General features: G+C 28.5%; 26 protein-coding genes. 1 reads left to right on the forward strand and 25 read right to left on the reverse strand.

The window, feature by feature from the left end; all coding sequences use genetic code 11:
- The 15 genes from B2W91_RS19225 to B2W91_RS19295 all read right to left on the reverse strand — a co-directional run.
- The coding region (locus B2W91_RS19225) for a hypothetical protein (protein WP_291583854.1) at positions 1 to 192 on the reverse strand (192 nt) is incomplete at its 3' end.
- 74 nt (positions 193 to 266) lie between these two features.
- Entirely contained in the window at positions 267 to 1,739 is a 1,473-nt protein-coding gene (locus B2W91_RS19230) for a UDP-N-acetylmuramoyl-L-alanyl-D-glutamate--2,6-diaminopimelate ligase (RefSeq protein ID WP_291583856.1), read from the reverse strand.
- Between the two features lie 24 nt (positions 1,740 to 1,763).
- The gene (gene galU / locus B2W91_RS19235) at positions 1,764 to 2,642 is read right to left on the reverse strand and encodes a UTP--glucose-1-phosphate uridylyltransferase GalU (RefSeq protein ID WP_291583858.1); all 879 of its coding nucleotides are present in this window, start codon (positions 2,640 to 2,642) and stop codon (positions 1,764 to 1,766) included.
- Between the two features lie 371 nt (positions 2,643 to 3,013).
- On the reverse strand, positions 3,014 to 3,634 hold the full coding sequence (locus tag B2W91_RS19240; RefSeq protein ID WP_291583860.1) for an HD domain-containing protein: 621 nt from the start codon (positions 3,632 to 3,634) through the stop codon (positions 3,014 to 3,016).
- A gap of 504 nt (positions 3,635 to 4,138) precedes the next feature.
- Positions 4,139 to 5,062: a transposase gene (locus B2W91_RS19245; protein WP_291583862.1), complete on the reverse strand. Its 924-nt coding sequence runs from the start codon at positions 5,060 to 5,062 to the stop codon at positions 4,139 to 4,141.
- A gap of 159 nt (positions 5,063 to 5,221) precedes the next feature.
- The gene (locus B2W91_RS19250; protein ID WP_291583864.1) at positions 5,222 to 6,052 is read right to left on the reverse strand and encodes an ABC transporter permease; all 831 of its coding nucleotides are present in this window, start codon (positions 6,050 to 6,052) and stop codon (positions 5,222 to 5,224) included.
- Between the two features lie 15 nt (positions 6,053 to 6,067).
- Positions 6,068 to 6,892, reverse strand: coding sequence for an ABC transporter permease (locus B2W91_RS19255; protein WP_291583866.1), 825 nt, complete (start codon positions 6,890 to 6,892; stop codon positions 6,068 to 6,070).
- Positions 6,893 to 6,900: 8 nt separating this feature from the next.
- Positions 6,901 to 7,899 carry an ABC transporter ATP-binding protein gene (locus B2W91_RS19260; RefSeq protein WP_291583868.1) on the reverse strand — a complete coding sequence of 333 codons (999 nt, stop codon included), beginning with the start codon at positions 7,897 to 7,899 and terminating at the stop codon, positions 6,901 to 6,903.
- A 211-nt stretch (positions 7,900 to 8,110) separates the two neighbouring features.
- Entirely contained in the window at positions 8,111 to 8,485 is a 375-nt protein-coding gene (locus B2W91_RS19265; RefSeq protein WP_291583870.1) for a MazG nucleotide pyrophosphohydrolase domain-containing protein, read from the reverse strand.
- Between the two features lie 55 nt (positions 8,486 to 8,540).
- Complete coding sequence (locus B2W91_RS19270) at positions 8,541 to 9,716, reverse strand: SpoIIE family protein phosphatase (protein ID WP_349680819.1); 1,176 nt, start codon at positions 9,714 to 9,716, stop codon at positions 8,541 to 8,543.
- The gene (locus B2W91_RS19275; protein ID WP_291583872.1) at positions 9,713 to 11,413 is read right to left on the reverse strand and encodes a [Fe-Fe] hydrogenase large subunit C-terminal domain-containing protein; all 1,701 of its coding nucleotides are present in this window, start codon (positions 11,411 to 11,413) and stop codon (positions 9,713 to 9,715) included. The genes B2W91_RS19270 and B2W91_RS19275 overlap by 4 nt, the downstream gene beginning before the upstream one ends.
- On the reverse strand, positions 11,413 to 11,658 hold the full coding sequence (locus B2W91_RS19280) for a (2Fe-2S) ferredoxin domain-containing protein (protein WP_291583874.1): 246 nt from the start codon (positions 11,656 to 11,658) through the stop codon (positions 11,413 to 11,415). The genes B2W91_RS19275 and B2W91_RS19280 overlap by 1 nt, the downstream gene beginning before the upstream one ends.
- Before the next feature lie 183 nt (positions 11,659 to 11,841).
- Positions 11,842 to 12,369, reverse strand: a complete 528-nt coding sequence (locus B2W91_RS19285; protein ID WP_291583876.1) for a GrpB family protein — start codon at positions 12,367 to 12,369, stop codon at positions 11,842 to 11,844.
- Between the two features lie 50 nt (positions 12,370 to 12,419).
- Positions 12,420 to 12,893: a GNAT family N-acetyltransferase gene (locus B2W91_RS19290; protein WP_291583878.1), complete on the reverse strand. Its 474-nt coding sequence runs from the start codon at positions 12,891 to 12,893 to the stop codon at positions 12,420 to 12,422.
- A 197-nt stretch (positions 12,894 to 13,090) separates the two neighbouring features.
- On the reverse strand, positions 13,091 to 13,753 hold the full coding sequence (locus tag B2W91_RS19295) for an AIM24 family protein (protein ID WP_291583880.1): 663 nt from the start codon (positions 13,751 to 13,753) through the stop codon (positions 13,091 to 13,093).
- 611 nt (positions 13,754 to 14,364) lie between these two features.
- On the opposite strand from B2W91_RS19295, the gene B2W91_RS19300 reads away from it, so the two are divergent.
- A complete protein-coding gene (locus tag B2W91_RS19300) occupies positions 14,365 to 15,546 on the forward strand; it encodes a dicarboxylate/amino acid:cation symporter (protein WP_291583882.1) in 1,182 nt (393 codons plus the stop codon).
- A gap of 86 nt (positions 15,547 to 15,632) precedes the next feature.
- On the opposite strand, the gene B2W91_RS19305 is transcribed toward B2W91_RS19300, so the two are convergent.
- The 10 genes from B2W91_RS19305 to B2W91_RS19350 all read right to left on the reverse strand — a co-directional run bounded on the left by B2W91_RS19305 (position 15,633) and on the right by B2W91_RS19350 (position 22,221).
- The gene (locus B2W91_RS19305) at positions 15,633 to 16,148 is read right to left on the reverse strand and encodes a DUF6886 family protein (RefSeq protein WP_291583884.1); all 516 of its coding nucleotides are present in this window, start codon (positions 16,146 to 16,148) and stop codon (positions 15,633 to 15,635) included.
- Positions 16,149 to 16,163: 15 nt separating this feature from the next.
- On the reverse strand, positions 16,164 to 16,514 hold the full coding sequence (locus B2W91_RS19310; RefSeq protein ID WP_291583885.1) for a hypothetical protein: 351 nt from the start codon (positions 16,512 to 16,514) through the stop codon (positions 16,164 to 16,166).
- A 38-nt stretch (positions 16,515 to 16,552) separates the two neighbouring features.
- Positions 16,553 to 16,882 carry a hypothetical protein gene (locus B2W91_RS19315; RefSeq protein ID WP_291583887.1) on the reverse strand — a complete coding sequence of 110 codons (330 nt, stop codon included), beginning with the start codon at positions 16,880 to 16,882 and terminating at the stop codon, positions 16,553 to 16,555.
- A gap of 32 nt (positions 16,883 to 16,914) precedes the next feature.
- Positions 16,915 to 17,319 carry a GNAT family N-acetyltransferase gene (locus B2W91_RS19320; protein WP_291583888.1) on the reverse strand — a complete coding sequence of 135 codons (405 nt, stop codon included), beginning with the start codon at positions 17,317 to 17,319 and terminating at the stop codon, positions 16,915 to 16,917.
- 45 nt (positions 17,320 to 17,364) lie between these two features.
- Entirely contained in the window at positions 17,365 to 17,862 is a 498-nt protein-coding gene (locus B2W91_RS19325; protein ID WP_291583889.1) for a GNAT family N-acetyltransferase, read from the reverse strand.
- A 322-nt stretch (positions 17,863 to 18,184) separates the two neighbouring features.
- Positions 18,185 to 18,703: a hypothetical protein gene (locus B2W91_RS19330; RefSeq protein ID WP_291583891.1), complete on the reverse strand. Its 519-nt coding sequence runs from the start codon at positions 18,701 to 18,703 to the stop codon at positions 18,185 to 18,187.
- A gap of 38 nt (positions 18,704 to 18,741) precedes the next feature.
- On the reverse strand, positions 18,742 to 19,521 hold the full coding sequence (locus B2W91_RS19335; protein WP_291583893.1) for a class I SAM-dependent methyltransferase: 780 nt from the start codon (positions 19,519 to 19,521) through the stop codon (positions 18,742 to 18,744).
- Between the two features lie 71 nt (positions 19,522 to 19,592).
- Positions 19,593 to 20,147, reverse strand: coding sequence for a GNAT family N-acetyltransferase (locus B2W91_RS19340; RefSeq protein ID WP_291583895.1), 555 nt, complete (start codon positions 20,145 to 20,147; stop codon positions 19,593 to 19,595).
- A 304-nt stretch (positions 20,148 to 20,451) separates the two neighbouring features.
- The gene (locus B2W91_RS19345; protein WP_291583897.1) at positions 20,452 to 21,480 is read right to left on the reverse strand and encodes a serine hydrolase domain-containing protein; all 1,029 of its coding nucleotides are present in this window, start codon (positions 21,478 to 21,480) and stop codon (positions 20,452 to 20,454) included.
- 309 nt (positions 21,481 to 21,789) lie between these two features.
- The gene (locus B2W91_RS19350; RefSeq protein ID WP_291583899.1) at positions 21,790 to 22,221 is read right to left on the reverse strand and encodes a GNAT family N-acetyltransferase; all 432 of its coding nucleotides are present in this window, start codon (positions 22,219 to 22,221) and stop codon (positions 21,790 to 21,792) included.
- Between the last annotated feature and the right edge of the window lie 143 nt (positions 22,222 to 22,364).

A 22,364-nucleotide genomic window follows, 5' to 3' on the forward strand; every position in this document is an offset into this window, starting at 1 on the left:
TAAAACAATACTTTTTATTAAAAGTTCATCATCACAGTATATTTCGATATTCTTTTGTCCATCTTCAAAACTCTCTCCACTTACTTTTATATATGGGCTATTGTCTATATCCCAAACCTCTCCTTTTATTATACCTTCTATTGTAGTTTTAAATTTTGGATTATTATTAATAAATAGTTTTAACTCTCCCATACCATGAATTCTCCATCTTATCATATTAATTTATATAAAATATTTTTAAAATCTAATTTCCTAGCTTTAAATTTTTATTTAACATCAACTTTCTTTTTTAAATATTCTTTTACTACTTCCATATCATCAAATTTGATAGTTCTATCCTTTAAAATCTGATAAGTTTCATGACCTTTTCCAGCTACGACAATTACATCTCCAGGTTTTGCACTATCCATTGCAAAATGTATAGCTTCTTTTCTATCTAAAATTTTTTCATATAAGCATTGAGTTTCTTTTATTCCCTCTTCAATATTATAGAGAATTTGTAATGGTTCTTCCGTTCTAGGATTATCAGATGTTATTACACAAAATTGTGAATTTTTGCCTGCTATTTCCCCCATTATAGGACGTTTGGTTTTGTCTCTATCACCACCACAGCCAAACACTGTAATAACTTTACCTTTTACAAATCCCTTAACAGTAGTTAAAATATTCTCTAATGCATCTGGACTATGTGCATAATCAACAATTACAGTATATCCCTCTTCTGTATTTATTGCTTCTGCCCTCCCCCTTATAGTTTTTATATCTTGTAAGGCTAAAATTATATCGTCAACTGCTAATCCTAAATGAAGACAAACTGCAATAGCTGCTAAAGAATTATAAACACTAAATAGTCCTGGAATTTTAACAACTACATCTTTTTCTTCCTTATTAAAACTTATTTTAAATCTTACTCCATCAGCTGATAGCCTTATATCCTTTGCCATTAAATCTGCATTATTATTAATTCCATAGGTAAATATTTCAGCTGTAGCAGTATTTATTATATCCTTCGATACATTATCATCTATATTTACTATAGCATACTTACATTTAGTAAATAACTTTAGTTTTGCATTTTTATAATTTTCCATGGTTTTATGATCATCTAAATGGTCTTGGCTTAAATTTGTAAAAACCCCTATATCAAATATGCAATTATCTACCCTATGTAATTCTAATGCCATTGAGGATACTTCCATAATTACATCTTGAACTTTCTCCTCTGCCATTTTTCTAAGTAGCATTTGAAGTTCTAAAGATTCTGGTGTCGTAGGAGTATTCTTTTCTACTTCTAAAATTTTATTTCCTATTCTATTATCAATAGTACCAATTGTACCAACTTTATGACCTAGATTTTCTAATATATTGGAGATGATAATAGATACTGAAGTCTTCCCATTAGTGCCAGTTATTCCAACTAAATTTAATTCTTTTGACGGCTCATTATAAAATATACTTGATATTTCAGATAATACTTTCCTTGTATTTTTCACCTTAATTACATTTACATCTGTAGATTCTATCTCCATTTCCTCTTCAACCAATATAGAAGTGGCGCCATTTTTAATAGCGTCATCTATAAATCTATGTCCATCCTCTTTAAATCCTTGTATACATACAAATAGCGAATTTTTCTTTGTAATTCTTCTTGAATCATATGCAATTTCGCATATCTCTGCATTATCACTACCTTTTAGAACATCATATTCTATTTTGGATAATAACTCTTTTATATTCATAAAAATTCTCCTATTCTTCTTTAATTAATGGAGATCTATTTCTTTAATTAGCCCTATTAAATAATCTTTATAGTCATTTTTTAATATACTATGTCGTAGTGCATATTCAGTAGTAGCTTTTAGATATCCTAGCTTATCTCCTAAGTCATATATTTTTCCTTCAATCTTACAAGCATGGACTTCTTCCTCTATCATTAACTTTTTAATAGCTTCTGTAAGTTCAATTTCTCCACTAATATTAAATTCTACATTCTCTAAGCATTTAAATATTTTAGGTGTTAAAATATACCTTCCTATGACCGCCATATTTGATGGCGCTTCCTCAATTTTAGGTTTTTCTATAATGCTTGATACTTTAAAGTCCTGTTCATTTATTTTATTTAACCCAACTATTCCATATTTATCAACTTCTGATTCTTCAACTTCCCTAATACTTAATACAGAAAAATTATTTCTTTTGTAAACATTTATTAATTGATTAATAGATGGATTTTCTGAGTAAATAATATCATCACCTAAGATAACTGCAAAAGGCTCATCTCCTATAAAACTTTTACCACATAGCACAGCATGTCCAGTTCCTAATGGTTCTTTCTGCCTTATAAAATATATGTTAGCCTTACTTTTAATATTTTTAATTTCTTCTAACTGATTAGTTTTGTTTTTTTCAATTAGAAACCTCTCTAATTCAGGAGAATTATCAAACCAATCTTCAATAGAGGCTTTATTTCTAGATGTAACTATTAACACTTCCTCTATTCCCGAGTTCACGCACTCTTCTACTAAATATTGTATAGCTGGCTTATCAACTAAATTAATCATTTCCTTAGGAATGGTCTTAGTAGCTGGTAATAATCTTGTCCCAAATCCTCCCGCAAGTATTATAGCTTTTCTAACCTTCATATATGCTCCTCCTTCAATCCACATAAAGGGACGGTTCATTCTTTTTTTAAACTTACACAATATTATTTTACATATTTTCATGAACTGTCCATTATATATTAACTAAATTAATGATTCTTCTAACAGTAATCTTAATATGTAAAGGGACGGTTCATTCTTTTTTGAACTTACACAACATTATTTTATATATTTTCATGAACTGTCCCTTATATATTAACTAAATTAATGATTTTTCTAACAATAATCTTAATATGTAGAGGGACGGTTCATTCTTTTTTAATATGTTATCTTTTATCCATTTATATATTTTTTGATGAGCCGTCCCTAAGAGATTAAAATAACCTCAAAATCTATTTATATATTTTTTAACATTATTTAAATATATTCTGAGCTATATTTGGCAATACATTATAAATGGATTTGTTCATTTTCTCTTCAAAATAATTTTTCAATTGAAAAGTAGCTTTCCATTTTGGTATTGTAAGCTCATTCATTCCATATCTTAGAGCTACATCAACCATTCTTTTTTCTAAAAGGCAAAATCCACTTGGCAAAGCCAATGCATCACATAACTGTATTAATTTATCATAATCATTAAATTCTACTTCTTCTAAATATCTTTTAAGAAAGCTAAAATTCTCCTCAGTACTATCCCATTCATCCAAAATTATATTTATATTGTTATAAGGAAAAGAATGTGTAATACAAATCCTTGCTAATAAACTATATCCTTTTTCCATAGCGTAATTATATCCGTCTATACTATGTCTTATTTTATATACTCCTACTCTTCTTCCGATATCATGAAGCATTCCTAATACCTCTGCAACCTCTGAATTTAAACCTTCTATATTCTCTGCTATTAACTTAGCAGCTTGTCCAGTATACTTAGAGTGTTCTACCCATGGACCTGGATTTAAGCTTTTTGCTTCTTTTAAAATTAACTTTGCCTCCTCTAAAGTCGGAACTTCATTTAATATATTATTTTTCATAATTTCACCCTTATTCTTTAATACAATCCTTCCATATAAATAATCGTCTATATGTTTGTCTAATTAATTATATTGGTATCATTATGTAAAAGCTTAACTAACCTTTAATTATATTGAATCTCTACATTTATTTTAAATTATAGCCTATTGTAGTAATTATATTTAACTAATACCATAGGTTAATATATGAAAATTATACCATATATTTCTAACATCAATATTACAGCTTCTACATTTATATGTTTCACCTAAATGATAGTTCAACTATTCATATAAATTTTATAATATATAATATAGGGACGGTTCATTATATATAATTTATTAACGATTAATGTAAAAGAATGATGAACCGTCCCTAGCTACAGAACTTTTTTTCTACAAAATCCAGTTTTTATATTATATAGCACTAAACCTTTAACACAAATTTCTGTAATTTCAATAGCTTGTCCATTAGAAGAATTAAAATATTATTTTTCAAATCAAAATTTATTTTTTATTACTCTCTTAACATGCTATCACTTTGCTGTTCATTTCTATAAATTCATCTAATAACTTTTTATGAAATTTATCCTTTAAGATTAATTCAATACCATCGCTGCAAAGTTTAGATATATTAGATTGTGTTACATTTCCTATTAGGCCACATATATCTTTAGCTTTTTTACCTGCAAATTGTATTAAAAATACTACATAAAGTGCCTTTACTTCTCTACTTTTTCTTCTATATTTTAGATTGAGTTCTATTTCTTTTGTATTTGTTTTCTTACATATAAAATTTCGTATTTGTTCATCATTTAAATTTCTAAACAAAATTACTTTTTCACTTCTATATTCAGATTTCTCAACTTCAAATTCTATCTCTTTAATTCTTTCATTTGTTATCCTAAACATAGTTTTATAATAGTTTTCTCTTGCTTTTTTCTTTGTTTTTCCAAATAATCTCATAATTAAAGCTTCATCACATATTTTAAACTTATCTTTTTTTAATCCTAAGTATAGCGATAAACTAGAGAATTCATAATCTTCCGGCCTATCTTTATACCCTGTGATATCCACTGCATTTCTATGTATATATTTTGAAACTTCTATTAAATAAGTATCATTATTTATAGGTTTACTTTTATATCTATCTCTAAATACAGGCCCTTCATGCTTTTTGCTTTTTCTAAGATATCCTCCATATCTTAAATTAAGTTTTTTCATAACTTTTCCTAATTCACCACCATTGATATCAATTAAAAAATGTGTATGATTATCCATTAAACAATAGGCATATATTTTAAAATTTTCTTCTATTTGTAGTTTTCTTAAAATCCTTAGCATAACTTCTTTATCATTATCGTTATAAAATAAAAGTTTACCTGGAAAGCTCCTCGTCATAACATGATATATCCCTGTGTCACATAATTCTCTTGCCTTTCTCGCCATTTAAAAACTCCTCCAATAATTATGATTTATTATAATTATTGACAAATCTATCAAGTACTAAGCTAAATTTAATTAAATCAAAGGGACGGTTCATTAAATTTATTAGATTATACATTGACTAATCTAATAAATCTAATGAACCGTCCCTTCTATGGATAATTAATGCGTTCCTAGTATACCCTTAGTTCTACATCTTTTTTCTATAGTATTAAATACTAATGCTCCCATTAAGCAAAATCCAACCATGGAACATATTAATAGTAAAAATTCTTTAGATAGTGGCATTATTGAATTTTGCTCTAAAAGTATTGCCCTTGTGCTATCATACATATAGGTTAATGGTATCATTGAAGATATAAACAATGCCCATTTTGGAAGCACTTTTAGTGGAAAATATCCCCCTGAAAATCCTATAACTAAATTATTTCCTATATCAATTATTGTATTTGCTTCTTTTAACAATAGTACTGCGGAAGAGATTGCTAATCCTAGTCCAAGTAATCCTATAACTCCAGGCGTTATAAACAATAATGCTTTTAATATATTAGCATTCACAGTAAATCCAAATACAAAGTAACAAGATATCCCTGTTAATATAATTTCAAAAGTTGCTACACAAAATTGAAAAGCACTTTTACTTATTAGTAGTCCTATTCTGCTTACAGGTGCACTCCAATTTGATTCTAAAACGCCCTGTGTCATTTCCTCTTTTAGCGCAAAACCCATACTCCATGATACAGTCCAAACATAAGTAGATACCATAAATCCTAAAATTACAAATCCCATATAATCAGAGTTTCCTGCATATTTTTCAAAGCCAGGAAACTTTCCATTTAAACTAAAACACTTACTCATAAAATAAATTGGTGCAAGCCATATAATAGGATCAATTAAAGTCATAAAAAAATTTATAGGGTATCTAAAATATATCTTCATTTGCATTATAAATACTGCTCTAAAAATATTTAGCCCTCTTTTTATTTTCTCCATATAGACCTCTCCCCCCTAAAACCTTTCTAAAGAGCCTACTTCTCTTACTTTTCTTTCAGTAAACCCAAAGGCTATTCTACCTAATATCAATATTATTACACCTTGAACTAAACAAATCATAATACTTTTACTTGCAGTAAATAAATTTCCTCCAGTAACCATAACTGTTCTGGCTGCTTCTATACCATGAGTAAAAGGTAGTAGTTTAGATAAAAACTGCAAAGAGTTTGGCATTACAGTTATAGGAAAGCTTATTCCACAAAGTATCATCACCGCTCCTCTTATCACATTTATTGTGGCATTGGCTTGTTTAAGCCACAATATTAAACTTGCAAATAACATTCCTATTCCAAAGGTAGCTGGCATAATTATTAAAAAAAGTACTACCCACTCTAAAACATTTCCAGTAAAAGTAATGCCATAAATCAATTTATACTCTAGTATGGAAATTACTGCTTGGAAAATCAGCATTAACATAGAAATTAGTCCCCCACCAATTAAAATGTCAAATCGGTTTATAGGGCAAAGCCATGTAGATTCTAGAGTTCCTTTATTCTGTTCATTTCTTAAGTAGTTACCAAAGCTCCACATAATCATATTAACTGCCATCCATACCATAGTACCTATAACTATATAACTAACTACATTATCTGCACCTGTGACACTTTCAAAAATAGCCATACTTTCACTGTCATTACCTCCCATACCTACTGCCGATAATATATACATCATTGGCATGATTAATGGCCATATTATTAGATTTATATACCAAGTAGAATATCTTAAAGTTTGTCGAAGATCTTTCTTAAATATGGCAAAAATAACTCTTAATCTATTCATGCTATCACCTACTCCCTAAGACTCTTCCCTGTTAAATGAATAAACACATCTTCAAGGGAAGGTTCCAGCACATTAATATTAATAACTTTAAGACCATTATTAGATATACATTCCAAAAGGTTTTGCATTATTCCATTGTTACTATGATGTTGAATAATAATTTCATAGATTCTTTTATCTTCTACATAATTAGATATAACTTTATCTACTTCATCTATATTTCTTGCACATTCTAAAAATTCTTCACTGCAATTATTTAACTCCACTTTTATAGATTTAGTATCGTTTAGTCTACTCTTTAAATTCTCTGGAGTATCTAAAGCAATAATTTTTCCCCCGTCCATTATTGCAATTCTATCGCTTAAAAAATCAGCTTCCTCCATATAGTGAGTAGTTAAAAGTACAGTTCTCCCTTCATTTTTTATATCTAAAATAATTTCTCTTAAATTTAACGCTGATTGTGGATCTAATCCTAAAGTAGGTTCATCTAATAAGACTATAGGAGCATTAGGCATTAATGCTTTTCCAAGAGCAACTTTTTGCTTCATTCCTGTAGAATACTTTTCTACTAGTTCATCAGCTTTATCAACTAATCCTAACTTTTTTAATATTTCATCTGCTCTTTTAGCCGCTTCTTTTTTATTTAATCCATAAAGAGCTCCAAAGTATTCTAAATTTTCCCTAGCAGTGAGTTTCCAGTATATACTTCTATCTCCTGCTAATACTGTTCCCAGATTTCTTAATGCTTCAATAGAGTTTTTATCCACATCTAAACCTTTAATTTTTATTTGTCCACTAGTAGGTCTTAATAATCCTGTTATCATTTTTATTACAGTGGTTTTTCCTGCACCATTAGGTCCTAATAATCCAAAAACTTCGCCCTTATTAATTTCAAAGCTGACCCCATCAACAGCTTTAAACTCTTTCTTTTCAACAACCCTAAAAAATTTCTTCTTTTTGCTATAAAAACATTTTCTAACATTGTCTACTTTCACAATTGCTTCCATAAAATGCCCCCATTATTCCCTTTTTATGTAATATCAAAGTATTTTAATTGTAACATAACATTGTTACGTTGTAAATGACAAAAAAAGAATTTAGTGAATAATATGAAATTTCTTCACTAAACTTTATAGATAAACTTAATAATTATTTTACTTTATCCCTAGTTCAAATTAATACTTATTTATATAAAAAACTTCTTCTATCATTTCATTATCACTTATTCGTAATAAAGTCTTTATATTGCTTTTCATAATTTCTATCCATATTACTAATATATTTATTAAAATATATTTTAGAGAATTCTTCACTAGTGATATTAAACCTATTAAGTACATCCATATAATACATTAAAACATCACCCATCTCTTCAATAAATCTTTCTCTAACTTCATTGTTATCCATAATTTCATCTTCACCTTTTTTCTTTATTATGGATATAACTTCTCCTATTTCTTCTATCATGTATAATATAAAACTCTTACCATATTTAGGTTCCATAGGAGACCAATTATCCTTATTCTTTTCCCATAAAGTTTTTGAAAACTTAAGCATTTCGGAAATTCTTAAATCCTCTGCCTCTCTATCCATTTTAAATCTCCTTACTTATATTTTATTTTTACTTATAAACAATCTAATTAAGCTTTTATATATAACTTATCTCTACATATTTTCCTAATTTCTTTAAGTATTTTTCTAACTCTTTAACTACCTTTATTTTTAGGTTGAAATCTGAAGGAAATAGTGGATTTACATGAGCAGGATTTATAGCTTGACCTACCCAAATATGAATATGAGTTCCTTCTTCTATAAGCATTTTAGAAAGCCTTGATGCTCCATCTTCGCCTTCAATAGGTGAAGTTATTGCTTTATTTTTCTTTTGACTTATATATTCACCTATTATTTCAGCAGTTTTATTTAGTGTTAATAGTCCTTCAGTAACTAAGTCCATTCCTTTCATATATCCCATAGGAGGGATTTCTTTGTCAAAACTTTCTAAGTCTATATCTATTTTTCTCTTTAATTCTCTAGCTACTATATTAGCAGTAGTACCACCACAAATAACTTTTTTACCTTTGCTTTCTAAAAGTTTTTTAATCATATACTTATCATCTTCTATATTTTTAGGTGGCCCTGTAAATATATCTATATACTCTTCTGGTTTTAATTTTATAGTTACTACAGTTGTATCATCGCCTGGCTTATTATCATAAAGATTATTACATACTTCTATAAGATGTCTTGCAATATTTTCAACATATCTCTCTTTTACTATGATACTTTCTAAGAAAGTATTTATATCTTCCCATTGCCATCCTAGATTTAATAGTTGTCCTACTCCCGCATGAATTGCTCCATCACTTACTAATGTCAATACATCGTGCTCTCCCATATAAAATCTACTTTCATATATTCTCTTTCCATTAATATTTTTTTCTTCTTTATAAACTTCACAAGACTTACCATAGCGAAAGAAAAATATTGGTGGATTATCATATTCAACCATATAAACTTCACCATCATTAGTAATTTGTATTATTGTAAAAGTTGAATATGCTAATTTTCTAACTTGACATTCTGGAAGAGTATTTACAATAGTCTCAATAGTATCCTCAATACTTGCGCCTTCTTTGAGCATTGTTATAGCAATTTTAGAAGTTAAAGTTGCTAATATATTTGCTTTCACCCCACTACCTAGCCCATCTGCCATAACAATGATCATTCCATTTTCTGTTTTAGCTATCTCTACATTGTCTCCACAAAGTTCTTCACCATATTTATTCATGCTAAAATTAGCTACATCAATAAAATATTTAATCATACTTCTTTTTCCTCTTTCAATACCTTTTTAAGCTTCATTAATGCAACCTTTGTTTCTGCTGTAGTTTCCCCTAAAAGACTTGCTATCTCCTGAGCTACCCTCATTTGCTTATCAATTATAGTTTGAGTAACATCTAGAGTGCTTTCTTTTATTTTAGTAAGTTCAAGTTTTCTATTCTCTTCCTCTGTAATATCTGTAAAAATAACTAAAAGCGCAGACTGTTTTTCCATATATATAATGCTTCTATAAGCATAGTAATCGTATTCTGAGTAACTTACCTTTTGTTTAGGAATACTTTTTTTATCTTTGATTACTTTTTTAAAGGTAGTATCATCCATAATAGTAGAAATAGATACCCCACTTAAATCTTTATTTTCTACTTTGAAAATTTTTTTTGCTATAGGATTTATTTCAACAATATTTAAAGATTTATCTAGTAATAAAATAGCATTAGGTGAATTCTGAAAGATTTCATTGCTCATTCTTTCAGCAATAGACCTCATATAAGGAAGGCACATATCTATTTGGGACATATTTTGTGATACTGCTATAGCTTTTTTATAACAACTATCATAACCACAAGCTCCACAATTTAATTCATCTTCTTTTTCATACTTACCCATTTTACTTAAAATCTCTTTTATTTCTTCTTCTGTAGGCATATGACTTTTTATACTTCTATCTTTAAAAGTACGACTTAAATCCACTAAAGGATCTTTATAATCAATTTCCNNTTCTCTTGTTCTTATATATTTATGCAAATTTTGTATTCTCTTAAAAGATGTCCCTTCTTGAGCTGTCCCCCCTGGACCGCCTAAACAGCTTTCATTACAAATACTTAGTTCAACGCAAACATTCTTTAAATCATTGTTTTTTAATGCTTCCAGCAAAGATTTACAATTTTCTATACCATCAACTTTTATTAAATCTATATTCTTTGATAAAGCTGTAGATTTTATAGCACTTAATATTCCTCCTGATAGTGGATAGGAATTTCCTCTTCTTGAACCATAATTATCTACATTACTTTCTTCTAAATTATCAATATTAATGTTTTCTTCACTTATCCATTGAATCAATTCATCAAAGGTTAATACTGCATCAACAATCCCTTTATTCTCTTCCAACAATGCTTCATATTTTTTAGATATACAAGGCCCTACAAACACTACAAAACTATCGGGATGCCTTACTTTTATGGCTTTCCCATGAGCAATCATAGGAGAAACCACAGGAAGTATATTAGATATTAACTCAGGATAATATTGTTCTATTAACATGATTACTGATGGACAACAACTTGTTAAAAATTCTTTTTTGTCACTTTCTCTAATAATTTCTTCATAGCTTTGAGAGACAAGCTCTGCGCCTATTGAAACTTCCTCTACAATTTGAAATCCCATCTTTTTTAATGCAGTAACAATTTTAGGTGAATTTTCAAAAAATCCACGAAAAGCAGGTGCAATTTGTGCAATAACTTTATCACCATTTTTAATTGCAGATTTCATATGCTCTAAATCGGAAAGTACATTTCGAGCATTTTGTGGGCAAACTACAAAACAATGACCACAAGCTATACAACGCTCTTCTATAATCTTAGCTTGATGATTTTTAACCTCAATAGCTTTTACAGAACAAGTTCTAACACATTTGTAACAATTCTTACAGTTAGCTGGAGAAAAATCCATCACCTGCATTACATCACCTTCTTTACAATCTCTAAGTTAAAAAACTCTTCAACAAAATTAGGCTCTATCGTATATATATCTGAATCATCAATCATTACTGATACTGCCTTAGTACAATGTCCCAAACAAAATGCTGCTTTTAATTCTACCTTATCTTTTAAGTTATTTTCTTCAATTAATCTTTGTAGTTCCTTTATAATTTTGTGAGATCCTTTCAGATAACAAGCACTTCCCACACATACCTTTACAACCATACAATTGCCCCCTATAAATTTTATATATTAAGTATAGAATTTTGTTAATATTGTGTCAATTTAATTCAGAAAAATTCTAGCCTATACTTAGCCCTATGTTATTCTTAGTTTTTATCATAGTTATATTAAAATTATATAGCTAAAGGAGGAATTTCTTTCCTCCTTTAATAAGCAATATTCAACTTATGAAAATTCTTCTTTAGCTTTTTCTAATACCATACTAATAAACTTGTCTTTTTCATTAGTATATGAATATCTATCATCTTCAAACTTTTCAGCTAAATCTCTTTTTAGCTCTAAATACTGATGAATATATTCCTTATGCAATCTAAGATAATCTCTAAAATATATATGATTTTTCCATATAGGTCCATTTAAAGTCTCTATATGTAAATAATGAGTTCTTAAATCTTCACTGCCCTTAGCAAACATAAGTCTACCCTCTACTCCTGCATTGCCTCCATACTGATAACCCATATCTTCTAATAAATCTTTAAAACATTCTACTTTATCTAGTGATTCAACAGCCACTGCTATATCAATAATAGGTTTAGCATCAAGTCCTTCTATTGATGTACTGCCTACATGTTGAATATCTAAAACATATTTTCCTATTACTGAGTGCAGTAATTTTTCTTCCTTATTATATTCTTCTTTCCATTCATAGGTATATGGAGCTAATTTCACAATCCCTCTTTTTAATCCAATCATTTCTCAACACCCCAAATATTTATTTTAAGATATTTAAATAAATTTACTATCTATTTTAAATCTTTTATATACCATGCATCGCAGGAAAAATGTTCCGTTTCAACAATAGGCTTATCAAGACTTTTAAAACCATGCTTTTTGTAAAATTTATTTGCAGCTCCCATATTAGTTAAAGTTTCAAGGTAACATTTATCATAATACTTCGATGCAAACTCTAAAGCTATCTTCATAAGATTATTAGCTACTCCTGTTCCTCTACCTTCTTTTAATAAATACATTTTTTGAAGTTCACAAATACCCTCAAGATTTTTCATAGGCGCTATTCCACATCCTCCTATAATTTCACCATTATCCTCTACAACCCAATATTCACAATTATCATCTTTATAAACTTCGGATAAATATGATAATTCTGGATCTGCCCAAGCAAGCCCTTCTCTATTTCCTCCAAATTCTATTAAACAAGTTCTTATAACCTCTTCTATTCTTCTATTATCTTCTTTTTGTATTTTCCTTATAACCATATTTTTACTACTCCTTATTTTTTTGTGTTATGAAAGATTATAGCCAATATTTGAAATAAAATCTACTTCACAATTCAAACTTTTCATATTATTATGGGGACGGTTCATTACTTTTTATAAAGCATAAAAAGTAATGAACCGTCCCCTAACTTAAAAATATTATTATCTATAGTAGAAATAACATTATATGTATATAACTAATCAATAGATAGCTTAAGTCCAGACAATCTTTCTGAAGGCTGAATTATTACCTTTTGTCCTAGTTCATTAAATTGAAGATAATAACTTTCACCGGAGGTTTGTCCAATTAAAGTTTTCCATCCTACTTGAGTTCCAATGGAAGGATTTCTTCCTGTCCAACAAACTACTGCATCTGGATCTACTGCACAAGGACCTTCTAGTATTAAAGGATTTCCATCTGACAACACTGCAACAGATAATATTTGATTTGTTTTATTTGTAAATTGAGTAGAACATAATCCCCTTTGAGAAATTACTCCTGTTCCAACAAAGGATACATCATAATGTATTTCTTTAGGAAAGGCAAGAATGTTTTCACTTTCAACACACACACCATCCATTGGTTCTAAGTCTATTACAGTGACGTGATAAGCATTTTCTGCTAAATATACTTCTCCATCTCCCTCTACAGTCATAAGTTCAATATTTTCTCCTGTTATATTTCTTTTTACATATCCCATTAAAGCGCCTAATGCACCTCGATTATTGTTAGGTCCTAGTAATGATTTCTCAAATCTGAAATCTCCTTTATATCCTATCATTGCACCTTTTTTTGCATAAAATTCACCTCTACCCTTAGCAAGGCAACATAACTCATTTGTTGTTTCAAATATAAACATTATTTCTTCTCCTTCTTATCTGTATAAATATTAAAGTCTACTCTTTTCAAATAAACTTAAATTATCAATTAAATCATACTTAAATAATTCAATATAATTTAAATGTACCCTATATCTCCTACACTCAATCTCATAACCATCCTAAAATTTCCGTCCATTCAATTTTGAACCATTAATATTTAAGCCACAACATTTGGAATTCTTCTACTATATTTATAAACTGTAAATGTAGTAAATTTATATATCTTTCTCCACTATCTTTTATATACTTCCATTTTTTATTAAATGGTTCTTCTAATATATGCCAATTAGTATGCTTATTAAAAAATATGTTAATAAGTTAATAAAAAATTAAGAACATGTATTAAATCGTTATAAATATTTGCTTTAACTTTGTAAAAATCAATAAATTGTACTTTCATCAATTATACATTATAGTTCTCCAAAATACTTTAAAACACTTTAATTCAAAATAATATATAGTTGTTATGCATGATTAGTGTATTTTTTATGAATTATTACATAATAATAATCTAAATCAAACTTTTTTTGCTATACTATATCTACTATATCTTTTTTAAATAACTTAAATAATTGGAGGTGCTATATTTATGAAAAAGATTGGTCTTATACCAAAATTAATTATCGCAATCATATTAGGTATACTTATTGGTTCTTTCTTACCAAAAGGTATTGTGGAGATCTTAGCAACCTTTAGCTCCATATTCGCAAGCTTTTTAGACTTTGCAATTCCTTTAATAATTTTAGGTTTCGTAGTTTCTGGAATAGCTGATTTAGGAAAAGGTGCTGGAAAAATGCTTGGAATAACAACACTTCTAGCATATGGTTCTACTTTAGTAGCTGGATTTTTTTCCTTCTTTGTAGCTTCTAATCTATTCCCAAAATTTGTGCAAACAACAGCAAATTTATCCAATGCAGGAAATCCAGAAGAAAAGCTTTTAGAACCGCTATTTGAGATTGCTATTCCACCATTGATGCCAGTAATGACAGCTCTAGTTTTAGCTTTTTTACTAGGACTTGGTATTGCAGCCCTTAAAACTAAAGCTTTATATAATGTAGCTTCAGAATTTCAAAAAGTAATGGAAAAAACAATATCTAATGTCATTATTCCGCTTCTACCTTTTTATATTATGGGTATTTTTGCAAATATGACATTTGCAGGTGAAGTTGGCAGAATCCTTTCAGTATTTTGGAAGGTTTTCCTAGTAATACTTTTAATGCATTTAACTATAATAGTAATACAATTCTTAGTTGCTTCTATATTAGGTAAAAAGAATTTATTTGCTTGCTTAAAAAATCAAATTCCAGGATATTTAGCTGCTATCGGGACTCAATCTTCTGCTGCAACTATCCCTGTAAATTTAAAATGTGCAGAAAACAATGGAGTTTCAAGAGGAGTAAGAGAGTTTGTAGTTCCTCTTTGTGCAACTATTCATCTTTCTGGAAGTACTATAACTTTAACTGCTTGTAGTATAACTATAATGTTAATGAATGGAATGCCTATACACTTTGGACAGATTGCTGGATTTATAGCTATGTTAGGTGTAACAATGGTAGCTGCTCCTGGAGTGCCTGGTGGTGCTGTAATGGCTGCATTAGGTCTTCTTCAAACAAATTTACATTTTACCGAAGCTCAATTAGCACTTATGATAGCCTTATATATAACTCAAGATAGTTTCGGAACTGCTTGTAATATATCAGGAGATAACGCTATAGCTATAATGGTAGATTCAATAAAAGATAAATTAATGCCTGGAAAAACAAACGCTTAATTTTTAATTTTCAAGGGGACGGTTCATTACACTTTATAAACTTTAATAGTTTATAAAATGTAATGAACCGTCCCTTATATTTATTCTTATTCTTTTGATGCATATGCCATTCTACACATAGACCAATTTAAGGTTGTTTCTTTTATTTCGTTACATAAATCCCATAAATTATCTACAATTCTTATTTCTATATTACGTTTTAATAATTCTAAAAATAAATCTTCTATTATTATCTTGTTAAAAGGAATCTCCATATGCTCACTTACATAATATCCTGCTATTTCATCTTGAACATAAAAATTGCTAGAGTTAAATTCATATAAATAGAGTGTTGTATTTTTCATTATTTGAAACCATCTATTTTCAATGGCAATCACATGATTTGAAGTTTTAGATGAGAAATATTTTAAGTCTTCTTTATTTGTCTTATCTGTAGAATAATAGGTTACACGCGGACAATCCCTTGGCGTTAAAAAATTTGGTAAGCATTTTTCGTTTATCGCCCATACCAAACCCTTGGATTTATCTACATCATTTCTACTTGGAATACGCGGTTTAAATACCTTTATATCACTTTCTTCACTGACATGAAACAATCTCAAATTTACAACCTCCAATTAAATATTATCTAAAATGTATTTTCTAATTACATTATTGAACTCAATATTATTTATATCTTGTAAAAACTCTTTTTCTAAAGTTTCTATAGTTTTTCCATAAACTTGTTCTAACTTTTCTTCAGCATAATCATCGCAGGTTGAATAAAACTTATTATATTTCTCATTGCCATAGTTTGTTATTAAAAAGTTAGTAAATGCACCAGCTACAGTATAAGTAAATGTTCCATTACCCCTAAAAAATTCTTCATTATTCATTAAATTCCTAATTGATATATAGTTACCTTTCTTTACAAATTCTTTTATCCATGCTTCATTTGGTATTCCCCACCATAGTTTATCAAAGCACATAGCAAGTCCTTCTCTAATAAAATTTCTACTTGCCTTTCCTATTGCATAAATGCAATATAATGGGCATCTTCATGATATCCTAAACATTTAATATCTTCATTGTAGAGAGCATAAACACCATCTTTTTCTTTATCTGGGTATCTACAGAATCCATTACACGGTTCATTGTCTCCACAAAGTTTTCCTACTTCTTCTCTAGTATTACATAGATAATAATTAATTTTCTTATCAAGAACTATTATAAGAACTCTACAAATAACATCATAACAATTTTCTTGACAACAAATAATATGCTGTATATTCTTTTCTGCTAAAGAATCTTTATGAAAGTTAAAAATGTAATGTTCTGAATCAATGGTGATCCACATACTAATTCCTCCAAAATCTTAAACTAATAATATTACATATTTAAGCGGTAAAAATAGTTATTTTCATTATGAACAAACCTAAATTTGGAATAAAAATCATTAAGCTCACTTATAGCAATAAGACCTATAATTGCATCTTTTGAACAATTATTTTCAATATAGTTCATTATTTTCTCCATAATTTTAGTACCTATTTTTTTGTTTTGATACTGAGGATCAACAATGATATCTTGTATATAGAAAACTGTTCCGCCATCTCCTACAATTCTTCCGAATCCTATCATACGATTCTTATCTCTAATACATACAGAGTATATAGAATTTTTTAATCCCTTTTCTATATTTTCTATGTCAATTACTCTCCATTTTACAGCTTTTCTTAATTCAATATATTCTTCAACTATTGGACATTCCTCGCTAATTACTAAATCCTCCATATTAACCCCCTCCTCAAAACTGCTCTCTTATCTATCAATTATCATCTAAGTTACTGAAAAAATTTGGAATATACCCCTTTGATCATCTATTACTTCTTCAAACTCCTTATAATTAATAGAATTCTTCTTATAAAAATTTCTCCAAAAATTTATTGCTGGAGTATTATGATATAACTGTACTACTTTATAATTCCCTTTATATAATTCAAAAAGTTTTTCTATAACCACAGATGCTATGCCTTTTTTTCTATAAGCTTTCATCAAAAATAATTCATGTACAGAGTAATCTATATTCTCCGGCACATATTTGCCACTGTTTAAAAGAACAAAGCCTGCTATATCTGCATCTACATAAATAAAAAATGGCTTTAAATCTTCACTTTTAAAATAATATTCAATTCCATTATACTCAAATAATCCCTCAGAATTTATTTTTAAATCATCTGCAAACTCTGATAAATCATGCAAATACAAAGTCATCAAGTTCTTAAATATTGATTGTGATTTTGCATCTATCGGAAGTAATTTTATTTTATTTTTCATTTCATTAACCTCCTAAAAATATCTTATATATTTTCCTGTGCATTTACTAATTTTACTCATCATATAAGATTAATTGCCATTATTTTGAAAGTGAAAGAGTGTTTTCAGCCTTACCAGCTAACTCTTCTGTCCAGCACAAAATCTTCAATTCCATTGCTTGTTTCATATCTACTTCCGTTAATTGCCTAATCTTAATCATAACCCCATCTCCTAATTGAATAGTATTTATTTCATCTTATAAATATCAGGGACGGTTCATTAAAATATTTAATCTTTACCGCATTTACATATAATTCCAAACACAATGAACCGTCCCCTAATTTTATTGTAAACCTTCTTTTAAATCCTTTATAAATTGCTTTGCAAATTCTTGTTGATTTTTGAAAATAGTTTTTGCCTCTTGTAGATAGCAAGTACCTTTATTTAAAACATTTTCTTCAATATACCTAATTGTTTCTTCTAATGTTTGACCTCTTACTGAGCCTGTTATTAAAGACTTTACAACTAGATATGTTTTTCCACCTTCAATCATATGTGCATCATGTAATATCTTACCTTCTAAAGTTTCTGCTATATTATCCTTTTGAGATTCCCAAGATACTTTAATTATTTTACTTATTTTTTCCCTTGAAAGTCCTTGCTCTTGTAGCCACTGAATTATTCTTTCTTCACTGTTATATATAAATCCATGAAAATATGCTGAATAGATTAGAATATCAATATCAGCTTCATACTTTCCTTCCTTTAATAGTTTCTCTACATACTTTAATACTCTTTCTATATGAGATAAATCATGCATTATATCCTTATTTTTATAATATGGATTGACAAATTCCTTCAAATTATTTATATCTATAATTAACCCTCCATCTATAATATTTATTTACAGCTTGTTTTTACTGCTCTTGTAGCAATATAGGTATTTATATATTTATCTAAAATAGACTTTCCACCATAAGTATCTTCATAAAATCCTGTAATAACGAATCCTGCATCAATTTGTCCCTTAATTTGATCTTCTAAGGTATGTCCAAATTCAAAAGGATAATCTTTTTCAATAAACTCATCTATGTCTTCTTTACTCAAGCTTTCTAAATCTGAATATGGAATTGAGTATTTAACTTCAAATATCCCTTTATCTAGCTTTTTATAGTCAAATATATAATTTATAGGATTTGATATGCCTGAAATTAATGTTCCACTATTCTTTAGCACTCTCGCAGCTTCTTTCCATACTACTAAAATATTGTCTACAAAAATATTAGATATAGGATGAACAATTAAATCAAAACTTTCATCTTCAAAACAAGATAAATCTCTCATATCTCCTTGAATGGTTTTAAGATTAAGTCCTTCTCTTTCAGCTACATATTCATCACCTTTTAATTGCTCTATCGAATTATCAAAAACAGTGACTTCTCCACCGGCAGCTGATAAAATAGGGCCTTGCTGTCCTCCTCCACTAGCTAAACATAAAACTTTTTTTCCCTTTAAATCTCCAAGCCACTCCCTTGGAACTATCTTAGTTGGAGTAAGATAAATACCCCATTGTCCCTTTCTGGCAGCTTCTATAATTTCGCTTGAAACTGGCTTAGTCCATATATTTCCTGCTTTAACTTCACCATCCCAAGCTTTACTATTATGTTTTATAATATCCATATTAATCACCCTCTTGCTCACTTAAACTAAATCGTCATCTATTCTTTAATTTATTTTGCTAGAATATCCCTCTATATATTATTAATTAAGTTTCCTTCAAATTCTTCAGAAAGTATGTCCATATAAACTTCATCATACTGTTTTTTCCCATATATTATTGCTTTTCTGCGTCTGCCTATTTCTTTAAATCCACACTTTTTACATGCCTGTATTGCTCTTTCATTAAAAGAAAAAGTTTCAATCATTATATTATTTAAATTAATGATGTTAAAGCCAAAATCTAATATCAATTTTGTTGCTTCTGTTCCTATTCCTATATCCCAGCAGCTTTTTTCTCCTATAAACATTCCAAGTGTAGCTCTTCTATTTATTAAATCCACTCTCATCAATCTTCCAATTCCTACAACTTCATCATTATCTTTTCTAACAATATAAAATGCATAACCATTATTATTCATATTTTGAAGATATCCCTTTTGCACTTCATAACTTATCATGTCAGAAGCATCACCAGTTCTAATAGCAATTTCTATATCATTACTCCACTTAGCAACCTTATCAGCTTCTTGAGTATCTACAGGAGATAAATAGCAATTTTCTCCAACTACTTTTCTTAAATGCTTCATAAAAATCACTCCATTTATCTTTTATCAATTTTTATTTTTCAACTGCTTTTCTCCTCCATAAAATCTTCATTTTTTATCTTAATATTTTACCATTATAGGTAGCAAAAATATCAAATCCTACTTTTCCATATGGTTTGATAGCTCTTTTATTAGACTCTGCTACCTCAATCTAACATACTCACCTTTAAATTTAGGGGACGGTTCATTAAAACTGTAAATTTTCTAAGATATACCTTGTACACAATATATATGTTTTATAATTTATAAAAAGTAATGAACCGTCCCTAATAATTTAATAAAATCTTTAGTACTCACTTAAGATTTTACTTTCAAATTCCCTTGTTATGATACTTGCTCCATATTCTTTATTTGCCATAACAGTCAAGTTAATATTATATTTTGGATATATTGACGATCTAAAACTTACTCCTGGATCAGCACCCATTAAAGTATATTTAAATATGTCTTCCTTATTTTTTACAATCCAAATTCCGTATCCATAATATAAATCTGTTTCAACAAGTATTTGACTTGATAATATCTTTTCGGTTAATTCTTTATTTAATAGTCTATTATTAAACAATGCACTCCAAAATTTTGCCATATCTGATGCTGTAGTAAAAACACCGCCATCCGGTCCCCCTACAACTGGAATGGAATAAATATTTGTCTTCCAAGAATTATCCTCATGATTTTCAATATATCCATAGGCTGTATTTTTAGGAAGGTTGTTCATAAAAAAGTATCCTGAATCATTCATTTCGCATATTTTAAATATATTGTTTTCAATATATTCTGTAAATTTTACACCTGTTAACTTTTCTATTATTAATCCTAATACAATAAATCCTGCATTATTATATTTAAATTTGTATCCAGGTTTAAATTCCATCGCTCTATTTTTAAACATGGGAAGAAAGTCTTTTACTTCACATATGCTATACATTGGCATAGAATTCCATAGTACACTGTAGTCACTCATGACTTCTTCGTCAAAATAATCAGGTATTCCAGAAGAATGAGTTAATAAATGATGAATGGTTATATTCGGATCAAACTTAGGGAAATCAATATCTAAGCAATCTTTTAATAAGGTATCAAATGATATTAATCCCTGTTGTACTAACTGACATATGGCAACTGCAGTAAATCCTTTAGCTCCTGATGCAATCCCAAATTTGGTATCTACTTTATTTTTAATTTCTTCATTTCTGTTTGCTAATCCATAGGATTTTTCAAATATGATATTATCATTTTCTTTTACTAAAACAACTCCAGAAAATTCTTCCTTATTGTTTACTTCATTAATAATACTTTCTATTTTATCAAACATACTTTATATTACCTTTCTACTTATAATAATTAATAAGAGACTGTTCAAAAATCATATAATTTTCAAGATGTAGCTTATCCAAAATATATTGAATTTGAAACTTATAAAAGTTAATGAACTGTCTCCAATAATTTAAAATCCATTTAGTAATTTCCTAAACTTAAGGGACGGTTCATTAGAACTTAAGATTTCGCAAGATATCCTTGTCCATAGTTTATAGATTCTGTAATTTATAAAAAGTAATGAACCGTCCCCACTAGTTTTAAATTTATAAGTTTGAAAAAAATGATGAACCGTCCCTATAAATTCTTAATTAGATTTCCATATCATCAAATAATCTTTTTCTCCTGTATCGTTATCAATTAACTCATCTTTTAAAATGAAACCATTTCTTAAATAAAACCCATAGGCTTTTTTATTTTTCTCATAAACGTTTAATTGGATTTCATCTCTACGCTCTTTTACAAAATTTAATAACTTATTACCATACCCCTTATTATGATAATTGCTATCAATAAACAATGCTGCTAAATAGTTATCCACCATGGATACAAAGCCTAATATTTTGCCATTATCTTCTATAACATAAGTCTCAGACATAGGAATATATTCTATTGCCATATCTTCTTTTTTCTCTTCCCAATATTTCGGATTAATAAAATCGTGAGATTTCTTAGAAACCTCACACCAAAGTTCAACTATATAATTTATTTCATTCTCATTATATTTTCTAATATTCATCGTTAGAAATTCCTCTCCGCTATTTCTCTATTTTAAAGCCCCCAATTTATTTAATCATAATTTCTCTCTCACTCTTATAGGATTCTCTATTAATCATTTTATCTCTATATCTCACATAATAGATTTAACAAATTCACCTTAAT

This window comes from Clostridium sp. UBA6640 (assembly GCF_002455975.1).
Taxonomy (GTDB): Bacteria; Bacillota; Clostridia; order Clostridiales; family Clostridiaceae; genus Clostridium_J.